Raw genomic sequence first — 8,687 nt, 5'->3', positions numbered from 1 at the left:
ACACAGCGCCGCCGCGTCGAGCAACTCACGGTTGGATTCGCTCCGTCCTTGCACCCGACAATTCTCGACGGTCTGGGCCCAAATCGCGAGCACCGAAGCGAGAATTGTTCAACAGTGTCCTAGGCAAGTGTTGGAGTCCAGGGGGCCGGCCTCGGAGGGTTCTCGGCCCGGATCCCCAGCGCGACCGGGTCAGGTCGCCGCAGGCGAGGCGGTGAGCTGTTCAACTTCATCGTGTTCGGCAACGGCATGCCGCTGTCCCGGAGCCCCTCGCCGATGCGCGGAGCGGACAGACAGCTCCGTCAATCGGGGCCAGGCAGCTCCCGAGCCGGGGAGGTGAGATGGTGGCCTGCCGGCTCGCTAAGGCCGTAACGACCGGGCCCGGCGCGGACGGCGCCAGCCCGGCGGCACGTACCAATGCCGCCGGCAGACGCCGGCTCGACGCCGGATGCCGCCCTCGTGTGGATTAGGCACCTGACTGGCACTGGTTGAGGACGCCTTAGAGGCAGCTCTATCCAGTGCTGGATCTCACAGTGCCTGGGCTCGAGCCTCTGCAGCCCTTAGCCGGCACGGGGCGAGCCCTCCGCAGGGCCGACGCCCGGGTAGCGGCGAGGTTTCACGTGCAACAGGGCGACCTAACCCTCAGGCACACGTTCCACGTGAAACATCCCGGGCGAACCTCTTGCCACACCGGATACGGGGGCACCCAAGTGGAGCCTGCGGCAAGGGCGAGCAGCGGGCGCACTGGGGACGCGCGTGCGCACCAGGCCGCGCCGGGGACCCAGGGAGTGCGGGGGGCACCGGGGAGTACGGGGGGGCACCGGGGAGTACGGCAGGCCTGGGGCGTACGGCCGCAGCAGCCGGACCCTCTATCCCTCCGGTCTAGGACCAGAGCGGCCTCTTCACAGGGATTCCGGTCCGTCGTGGGTACCGGGCTGGGCACTCGACGACCTGGCGGAGGACCTGGGCCGCAAGCGGCTCGGTCATCGACTCCGAGGCGACCAGACCGAGCTCTGACAGTCCCGACGGCAGCCATCGATCCGGAGCACCCCCGGGCGGCTCGGTCACCACCGCCGCGCCTCCGACGCGGAGGAACGGTGCGGCGCACTCCGCAGTCGGCGCCGGCGCGGCGAATCCCCTGGCCACCAGAAGGTCATAGGCGCCTCGCAGAGCCCCCCGAGCCGCTTCCTCGGCCCGTTGGGCGATGACGTCCACCCGGCCGCCTAGGGCGAGGGTGGCGACGAACTCCTCCAGAGCCCCTGCACGCTTGGCCGACCCGTCCAGGAGCGTCCACTCCCACGCTGGGATCGCCAGCGCCAGCACCAGTCCGGGCACACCTCCGCCGCTGCCGAGGTCCATCGCCCGGAGTCGTCCGCTCGCGGCGGCGCTCCCTTTGCGTGCCTCTGCAGCGCCCTCTCGGGCGGGCTCGAGCGAGCTCCCGGTCCGATTGGCGGCAGCAGCACTGCGCAGCACTACCGGGACCAGGGCCAAGCTGCGGTCGATCTGGTCGTCTATGGGCCCGGGACCGAGGAACCCCAGCTCCCGGGACCGGTGTAAGACCTCGGTCAGACGCGCCCGGTCCCCGGCCTCGAGGCCGGGGACCGGATCAGATGTAGTCACTCGGCACCAGACGGGCCGACCTCGACGCCCACAGCGGGGGAGCAGTCAGGCCCACGGGGGAGCGGTCACGCACGCAGCGAGCGGTGACCGGCGTCAGTCTTCGGCCGGCACGACGACGACGTGACGGCGGGCGTCCTCGCCCTCGGAAATGGTGGACACACCATCCACGTCGGTCAGGGTGTCGTGGACGACCTTGCGATCAACCGCGCTCATCGGCTCCAGGGCCTGGCGCACCCCGGTGGCCTTGACGTTCTCGGCGATCTGGAGAGCGAAGCGGGCCAGGGCCTCGGACCGCTTCCGGCGGTAGCCGGCTACATCGACGTTGATGCGGCCGTTACCGGCGCTGGTCTTCTGCTGGACCGCAGAGCGGGTCAGGTCCTGCAGGGCGAGAAGCGTGGTGCCCTTCGGGCCGATGAGCATGCCCAGGTCGGTGCCGGTCACCGCGACGTCGATGACGTCCTCGTCCCCGACGGTTGCGGTGACCTCCGCGGCCACTCCGAACTCCTGCACCAAGCCGAGGAGAAACTCCCGGGCTACTTTGCCCTGCTCCTCGAGCGGTACGTCCACGTTGCTCATCTTGTCCCTCTCCTCGTTGCGCTCTTCGGTGGCGCGGCGCGATCCGCGACCGGTGCCCGCCGACGCCGAGCCGTTTCGCCGGCCGCTGCCCGCCGGGCGGCCCTTGTCGGCCGGGGATTCGGTGACCGCAGCTGCGGCCTCTGCGATCGCTTCGCCGACGGGGTCCCCACCGGCCGGAGCGGCGGCCGGTGCATCACTGCCGCTTGCCTCGGCTGACACTGCGGTGGTCGCTACCGCTCCCGGCGCGCTGGCCGTTTCGCCGGCGGCTCCCCCGGCCCGGTTGCGCCGGCGGTTGCGCCGGTCGTCCTTCGGGCGCGGCGCAGTGGGACGGACCCGAGAACGAACCCTGGCCTCTCCTCGCATCCGGCCGAACAGGCCGGCCTTGGGCTCCGCAAGCACCTCGAACTCTGCGTCCTGCTCGTCAACACCCAGCTCATCGAGGGCGGCCTCTTTGGCCTCCTCGATCGACTTGCCGGTGGTTTCGATCCACTCCATCTAGCGTCCTCGCCGCTTCCTGTTGGTTCGGGGGGTGCGGGCGGCTCCCGTTCGTCCACCGTTACCGGCGCCTGCGCCGGTGCGCGGACGGGTGGGACCAGCTCCGTCACCGTTTCCGTTGCCGTCGGCGCGGGTGGGGGTGGCCCCGCTGCCGTTGACGGCCTTACCGTTGGCCCCCTTGCCGGCGCCCGTTGCCTTCGCGCCGGTGTTCTTGTTTGCCGGGGCCGCTTGAGGCAGCCCCTTGGCCGCCTGCCCTTTGGCTGCAGGTCCCTTCGGAGGGGTCGCCTTGGCGGATGCGCCCTTGGAAGGGGTGCGCCCGGGCTCCCTGGCGGCGCGCTCCTCGCGGGCCTTGGCGGACTGCTCTGCCGCCGAGGAGAGAAGGTCGCGAAAGCGGCTCTTGGGCGCGGGAGCCGAGGGGGCCTCCCGCTTGCGCTTCCCGGTCTCGATATCGCGGGTCTCCGCCTCGATCTCTTTGATCTCCTGCGCCGCCAGCGCCTTGACCTTCGGGTCGTAGCGGTACATGAGGGTCTGCTGGGCGATCCGGCACAGGTTGGACATGCCGTAGTAGAGGACCACGCCAGCGGGGAACCGAATGCAGATGACGCCGAAGATCAACGGCAGGTACTTCATGATCTTCGCCTGCGGGTTGTCCGCGTTCGCCGGGTTGCGGTTCATCATCTGGACCGTCTGGGCGTACTGCGTGCCCATCATGATCAGCAGCAGGATGAAGTAGGGGAGAGCTGAGCCGACGCCGCTGTGGCTGCTCAGGGCGTTCTTCGACAGATCCACGCCGAAAGCGTTGAGGTGGCCGTGCGCCGCGACGATGTCGTGGTACATCGTCGTCGACTTCGACAGGTACCGGGGGGTGGGCGTCCCGTTGGTGATGTGCGACAGCCCGTCGATCACCCGGAACAGCGCGAAGAACACCGGGAGCGGCAGCAGCGTCGGCAGGCAGGAGCCGAACGGGCTGACGTTGTGCTCCTTGTACAGGTCCATCGTCGCCTGGCTGAGGGCGGCCCGGTCGTTGCGGTGCTGCTCCTGGAGCTTCTTGATCTGGGGCTGCAGCTTCTGCATGGCCAGCATCGACCGGGTTGTCTTCAGCGTCAGCGGGGCGATGAGGATCATCCAGGCCAGCGACAGCACCAAGATGGCGACCCCGTAGTTGGGGATCACCGAGTAGATGCCCGCCAGGATGGCGGCGATGGGCTTGGCGATCGGGTCGAGGCTGAGCCCGCCGGCGGCCAGGACGTGCGCGGCTTGGAAATGCATCAGTGCGTCCTCATTCGGGAACGGGATCGGGACCGAAGGGGCCCCCGGGGCGGCACCGTCCGAGCCGGCGGACGGTCAGGACAAGGCCTCGGCGAGTGCCGTGGCGGGCGACGGCCTGGGCGGCGTACTCGGAGCAGGTCGGGGTGAAGCGACAGGGGGAGAGACGACCGGCCCGGGCCACCTGGTAGACGCGCAGCAGCCCCACCACCCCCCGGGCCACCCAGGTCGGAGCAGCAGCCGCCCGGCTGGTGGCTTCGTCACCGTGGGCGTCGCTACCAGAGCACTGGTGTTCCGGGGCGGTGTCTGCCGGGGCCGGACGCGCCGTCGAGGTCACGCCGGTCCCCGCTCGGAGAGTTCGGACCCGGGCGCGGACGGCCGCGAGCGCTCGGCGAGGGTCGTGACCGCGTCGAGCGCTCGTAGGAGAGTCATCCGAAGGTCCTCGTAGGAGAGGTGAACGGCGTCGGGCCCAGCGCCGACCAGGTAAGCGCCGGGCGGCAACCGATTAGCTGCGCTCCGCAAACAGGTACGGAGCTGGCGGCGCAATCGGTTGCGTACGACGGCCGAGCCCACGCGCTTACCGATGGCAAACGCCACCCTGGGAGGCTCCGAGGGGTCCCCGGGGACCCACGATACCGTGAGGGGGCCGCTGCGGCGGCGCCGCCCGGAACGCAGTGCCCGGAAGGTGGCACGGCGATCGACCCGCCAGATCAGGCCGACAGCTTGTGACGGCCCTTGAGCCGGCGGCTCTTCAGGATCGCCTGCCCGGCGCGGGTCGACATGCGATGCCGGAAGCCGTGCTTCTTGGCCCGCTTGCGATTGTTGGGTTGATAGGTGCGCTTCACTCATTGCCTCCTCGAGTGCCGTCAGTTTGAAGGCCCGGCCGCTGCGCCGTGCCGGATGAGCAACGGCGATGCGCGTCAGTCCAGACGGCCCGCGGGCACGTTGAGCAAGGGTAGAACAGTGCGAGGCCGCACGCCACTCGCCCCTCGCTCCCGGCCCGTCCGGGCCTCGTCCCTCGCCCGCGCCGTGATCGAAGTGAACGGCGCGTACGTTCACAATGTGTGGACGGCGAGCACCACGGTGCCACATCCTGCGGCGGCGCGGTGAGCGGGCCAGCGCCCGCGCATTTGCCGCCTCCCGGCTGGTACGCCGACCCGACTGGGTTCCCCGGCAGCGTCAGGTGGTGGGACGGGGCCCGCTGGAGCCACACCACCGGTCGAGCCCCCGCCTACCGCCAGCCGCCCTCACCGCCAGCGCCGCCGGCCGGCTACTGGCCGCCGCCCTCACCGCCAGCGCCGCCGGCCGGCTACTGGCCGCCGCCCTCACCGCCAGCGCCGCCGGCCGGCTACTGGCCGCCGCCCTCACCGCCGCCGACGTCCCCGCTACGGACGCCGCCAGATCCGCCGCCCGATCACTGTGGCGCCGCCGATGGGCCGTCCGCGACCCGTATGCCGGCTCGCGCCGCGTGGTGGGCCCTGCTCGGCCTCGCGATCGGGGAGGTCGCCGGGGGCGTAATCGGTGCGCTCGCTGGGGCGGTCACCGGCGCCGGCAGCACCTCAGCGCTGGTCGTCCTGGCCGGCGAGCTCGGCCTGTGGGCTGGGATGCTCGGCGCCTGCATCTTCGTGGCCCGCCGGTACGGCACGGGGTCGCTCCGCCGGGACTTCGGTGCCCGGTTCCGTCCCGCCGACCTCGGGTGGGGGCCTCTGGTCACCGTTGCCGGTCTGGTCGCCACGGCGGTGTTGTCCCATGCGTTCGTCGGGACCCGTCTGTCGGGGAGCAACACGCAGCTGATCGACGGTCAGACCCATAACACCGCCGGGTTCGCGGTGATCGCGGTGATCGTGTCGGTCGGGGCGCCGATCTTCGAGGAGCTGTTCTTCCGGGGGCTGGTGCGTGCTGCGCTGAGCTCCCGGCTCGGGCCGATCGGGGCGGTGTTCGCCCAGGCTGGCCTGTTCGGGCTGGCACATCTCAACCCGACGAGCGGGCTGGGCAACGTCGAGGTGGTGGTGGTCATCGGCGCGTTCGGCGTGCTGCTCGGTCTGGCCGCTCAGCTCACCGGTCGGCTGGCCGCAGGGATGATCGGCCACGGGCTTTACAACCTCTTGGTGACGGTCGCGATCCTCACCCGTTGACAGTTAGGGTGGCTCACGCGGGGGTCGAGCCCCGCCCGCGGCAGGGCCTGTGCCGCTACTCCTGCCGGCGGGCCGCGCCGGCCCCTTTTCTCCACCTCCATCGCGATGATCGACGCCTCCGCCCCTCACCACGTCCACTCCGCACTGAGCACCCTCCTCGGTGTCGCCAGCGGGTCGGCTACCAACGACCGCGGGGTGATCTACCAGTTCCTCACCAGCGTCGGGGTGGGCAGCTCGACCGCCCACGACGTCCAGGTCTACGCGGTCGGCCCGCTGCGGATCGTTCTGGTGTTCGTCATCGCATTCGTGATCACCCGGCTGGTCTCCCGCCTGTCCCGCCGCCTGGTGGGGTCCCTCAGGCTGGTGTCGCCGCTGGTCAAGGCCACGCCCCGGGGAGCCGACCGGGCTCGCACCCTGGCCGGGGTGATCACGAGCATCCTCAAGGCGATCATCTGGATCGTGGCGTTCCTGACCGCCCTCGGGGAGCTGAGCATCAACCTGGCGCCGTTCGTGGCCACCGCCACGGTGATCGGCGCGGCGGTTGGCTTCGGCGCCCAGACCCTGGTCAAGGACTTCCTATCGGGCGTGCTCATCCTGGCCGAGGACCAGTACGGCGTGGGCGACAGCATCACCATCAACTCGTCGGGCACGACAGGAGTCGTGGAAAGCGTGAATCTCCGCACGACCCGGGTGCGGGCGCTGGACGGGATGGTCTGGTACGTCCCCAACGGGGACATCCGAGCGGTCGGCAACAGCACGGAGACCGACAGCGCGGCGCTCGTCGACATCATGGTCCCCCATGGCACCGATCTGGTCGCCGCGGGTCACGAGGCGGAGGCCGCCGCCCGCCGGCTGGCGGCCCGGCCGGAGTGGGAGAGCGTGTTCAGTGCCCCGCCCGCCTTCGTGGGCGTGCAGGCGACCGACAACGACAGTGTGACGCTCCGGGTGATCGCCCACACCACTCCGGGCAGCCACTATCGGGCGGCCCGGGAGCTTCGCCTAGCCATCCTCGAGGCCCTGCGGGTCGAGGGTCTGGCCTGGGCTGAGGACCCGCCGGCGCTGTCGCCGGCGCCCCCCGCCGCAAGCCCGGCCGGTGTTGCCGCCGCCGCGCCCGCTGCCAGTGCTGACGCCGGCGTGACCACCGCCAGTGGCGCCGCCGGGTCCGGGACCGCCCCTGGCGGGCCGACCGAGCGCTCCTCCGCCACGCCTCCCCGCCGGTTCCGCCGCCGGGGCTGAAATGTTGAGTAGATGGATCGACTTTCCATCCCGGCTTGCGGTACCGTGCTGCTCATCGGCTCGTGACACGTGCCGGAAACATTCCAGCCGGACATCTCCAGGAGGAACCCATGGCTCTGCAGCTCGGTGACGAAGCCCCCGATTTCACGACTGAGACCTCGGAGGGGACCATCTCCTTCCATGAGTGGCTCGGCGACAGCTGGGGGGTGCTGTTCTCCCACCCGAAGGACTTCACGCCGGTGTGCACCACGGAGCTAGGCGCGGTGGCTCGGCTCAAGGACGAGTTCGACAAGCGCAACACCAAGGTGATCGCGATCAGCGTCGACACCGTCGAGTCCCACAAGGGTTGGATCCCCGACATCAACGAGACGCAGGGGACCACGGTCAACTTTCCGATCATCGCCGACCCCGACCGCAAGGTCGCTGACCTGTACGGGATGATCCACCCCAACGCCGGCGACAGCGTGACCGTGCGTTCGGTCTTCATCATCGGGCCGGACAAGAAGATCAAGCTGACGATCACCTACCCGCAGAGCACCGGCCGCAACTTCCAGGAGATCCTGCGGGTCCTTGACTCGCTGCAGCTCACCGCCAAGCACCAGGTTTCCACCCCCGCGGACTGGAAGGAGGGCGACGACGTGATCATCGCCCCGGCCATCTCCGACGAGGCGGCCAAGGAGAAGTTCCCGGCAGGTTGGAACACCCTCCGCCCGTACCTGCGCCTCACCCCTCAGCCCAAGTAGGACGCTACGCCGTGACGGAGTGGCGCCCGTCACATCGCTCGTCCCCAGGTTGTGGATGAATCTGGGGACGAGTAACAGCGGTGTAACTCAGCTGGTGCCGGTCGCGGCGGGGCAGCCGCCGCCGGTATCAGCTGCCGGTAGCGGGGTCACCGGTACTGGGTGGCGGTGATGAACCCGGCGACGATGCAGCCGAGGCCGATCAGCAGATAGACGTTGCTGGCGCCGCCGGGCAGCACGCCGAGGTAGTTCAAGACGATACCGAGCACGCCGATGCCGAACAGGGCCAGCATCAGCACCGGGACCCACCACGGGGAGCTCCTGTCCCACTCGTGGGGGACGGGAGCGGTGTAGCGGCCGCTCGCCGGGCGACCCGACTCCTCGGTACCAGCCCTCGAGGAGCCGCCGCGCGCCCGCGCCGGTCCTCCCTTGGGTGTTACCCGACCGGGCGCGTCCTTGGTCCTCCTGGCCATGGGCGCCAGCGTAGGCGACCGCCGGCATCCGCACCCCAGCGGCCGGCAGCCGCGGGGGCGGCCAGCGCCCCAGCGGCGGGGCCGGCGCCCCTGGCCGGCGCCCGCGCCCCTGGCCGGCGCCCGCGCCCCTGGCCGGCGCCCGCGCCCCT

The 8,687-nt window shown here is 70.7% G+C and carries 10 protein-coding genes and 1 pseudogene; 4 read left to right on the top strand and 7 right to left on the bottom strand.

Annotation, left to right across the window (positions count from 1 at the left end; all coding sequences use genetic code 11):
- Positions 1-879: 879 nt before the first annotated feature.
- The 6 genes from K6U06_RS17285 to rpmH all read right to left on the bottom strand — a co-directional run bounded on the left by K6U06_RS17285 (position 880) and on the right by rpmH (position 4,799).
- Entirely contained in the window at positions 880-1,617 is a 738-nt protein-coding gene (locus K6U06_RS17285; RefSeq protein WP_262323207.1) for an RsmG family class I SAM-dependent methyltransferase, read from the bottom strand.
- Positions 1,618-1,710: 93 nt separating this feature from the next.
- Positions 1,711-2,688, bottom strand: coding sequence for an RNA-binding cell elongation regulator Jag/EloR (jag, locus tag K6U06_RS17280; RefSeq protein ID WP_262323206.1), 978 nt, complete (start codon positions 2,686-2,688; stop codon positions 1,711-1,713).
- The gene (gene yidC, locus K6U06_RS17275) at positions 2,689-3,957 is read right to left on the bottom strand and encodes a membrane protein insertase YidC (protein WP_262323205.1); all 1,269 of its coding nucleotides are present in this window, start codon (positions 3,955-3,957) and stop codon (positions 2,689-2,691) included. It abuts the gene before it with no gap.
- 10 nt (positions 3,958-3,967) lie between these two features.
- Positions 3,968-4,291 (bottom strand): membrane protein insertion efficiency factor YidD, encoded by a 324-nt coding sequence (gene yidD / locus K6U06_RS17270; RefSeq protein ID WP_262323204.1) that lies wholly within the window; start codon positions 4,289-4,291, stop codon positions 3,968-3,970.
- Positions 4,288-4,665: a ribonuclease P protein component gene (gene rnpA / locus K6U06_RS24800; protein ID WP_410051074.1), complete on the bottom strand. Its 378-nt coding sequence runs from the start codon at positions 4,663-4,665 to the stop codon at positions 4,288-4,290. Before rnpA ends, yidD begins: the two co-directional genes overlap by 4 nt.
- Positions 4,665-4,799: a 50S ribosomal protein L34 gene (gene rpmH, locus K6U06_RS17265; protein ID WP_262323203.1), complete on the bottom strand. Its 135-nt coding sequence runs from the start codon at positions 4,797-4,799 to the stop codon at positions 4,665-4,667. The genes rnpA and rpmH overlap by 1 nt, the downstream gene beginning before the upstream one ends.
- 219 nt (positions 4,800-5,018) lie before the next feature.
- Between rpmH and K6U06_RS24795 the strand changes: the two are divergent.
- The 4 genes and pseudogenes from K6U06_RS24795 to K6U06_RS17250 all read left to right on the top strand — a co-directional run.
- Positions 5,019-5,174, top strand: a pseudogene (locus K6U06_RS24795) (DUF2510 domain-containing protein); the annotation flags it as partial.
- A gap of 231 nt (positions 5,175-5,405) precedes the next feature.
- Positions 5,406-6,089 (top strand): CPBP family intramembrane glutamic endopeptidase, encoded by a 684-nt coding sequence (locus K6U06_RS17260; protein WP_262323202.1) that lies wholly within the window; start codon positions 5,406-5,408, stop codon positions 6,087-6,089.
- Between the two features lie 105 nt (positions 6,090-6,194).
- Positions 6,195-7,325 carry a mechanosensitive ion channel family protein gene (locus tag K6U06_RS17255; RefSeq protein WP_262323201.1) on the top strand — a complete coding sequence of 377 codons (1,131 nt, stop codon included), beginning with the start codon at positions 6,195-6,197 and terminating at the stop codon, positions 7,323-7,325.
- A 110-nt stretch (positions 7,326-7,435) separates the two neighbouring features.
- Positions 7,436-8,068 carry a peroxiredoxin gene (locus K6U06_RS17250; RefSeq protein ID WP_262323200.1) on the top strand — a complete coding sequence of 211 codons (633 nt, stop codon included), beginning with the start codon at positions 7,436-7,438 and terminating at the stop codon, positions 8,066-8,068.
- A gap of 146 nt (positions 8,069-8,214) precedes the next feature.
- Here the strand turns inward: K6U06_RS17250 and K6U06_RS17245 are convergent, their stop codons facing one another.
- Complete coding sequence (locus tag K6U06_RS17245; RefSeq protein WP_262323199.1) at positions 8,215-8,538, bottom strand: cell division protein CrgA; 324 nt, start codon at positions 8,536-8,538, stop codon at positions 8,215-8,217.
- Between the last annotated feature and the right edge of the window lie 149 nt (positions 8,539-8,687).

It is taken from the genome of Acidiferrimicrobium sp. IK (genome assembly GCF_025499425.1).
In the GTDB taxonomy this organism is placed as follows: domain Bacteria; phylum Actinomycetota; class Acidimicrobiia; order Acidimicrobiales; family Palsa-688; genus Acidiferrimicrobium.
This window is presented reverse-complemented; position numbering and strand designations above follow the sequence as displayed.

Bases quoted from the DNA above. Each gene is read 5' to 3' on its own strand.
- jag (WP_262323206.1), bottom strand. From the start codon at position 2,688: ATGGAGTGGATCGAAACCACCGGCAAGTCGATCGAGGAGGCCAAAGAG.
- yidC (WP_262323205.1), bottom strand. From the start codon at position 3,957: ATGCATTTCCAAGCCGCGCACGTCCTGGCCGCCGGCGGGCTCAGCCTC.
- K6U06_RS17260 (WP_262323202.1), top strand. From the start codon at position 5,406: ATGCCGGCTCGCGCCGCGTGGTGGGCCCTGCTCGGCCTCGCGATCGGG.
- K6U06_RS17255 (WP_262323201.1), top strand. From the start codon at position 6,195: ATGATCGACGCCTCCGCCCCTCACCACGTCCACTCCGCACTGAGCACC.
- K6U06_RS17250 (WP_262323200.1), top strand. From the start codon at position 7,436: ATGGCTCTGCAGCTCGGTGACGAAGCCCCCGATTTCACGACTGAGACC.
- K6U06_RS17245 (WP_262323199.1), bottom strand. From the start codon at position 8,538: ATGGCCAGGAGGACCAAGGACGCGCCCGGTCGGGTAACACCCAAGGGA.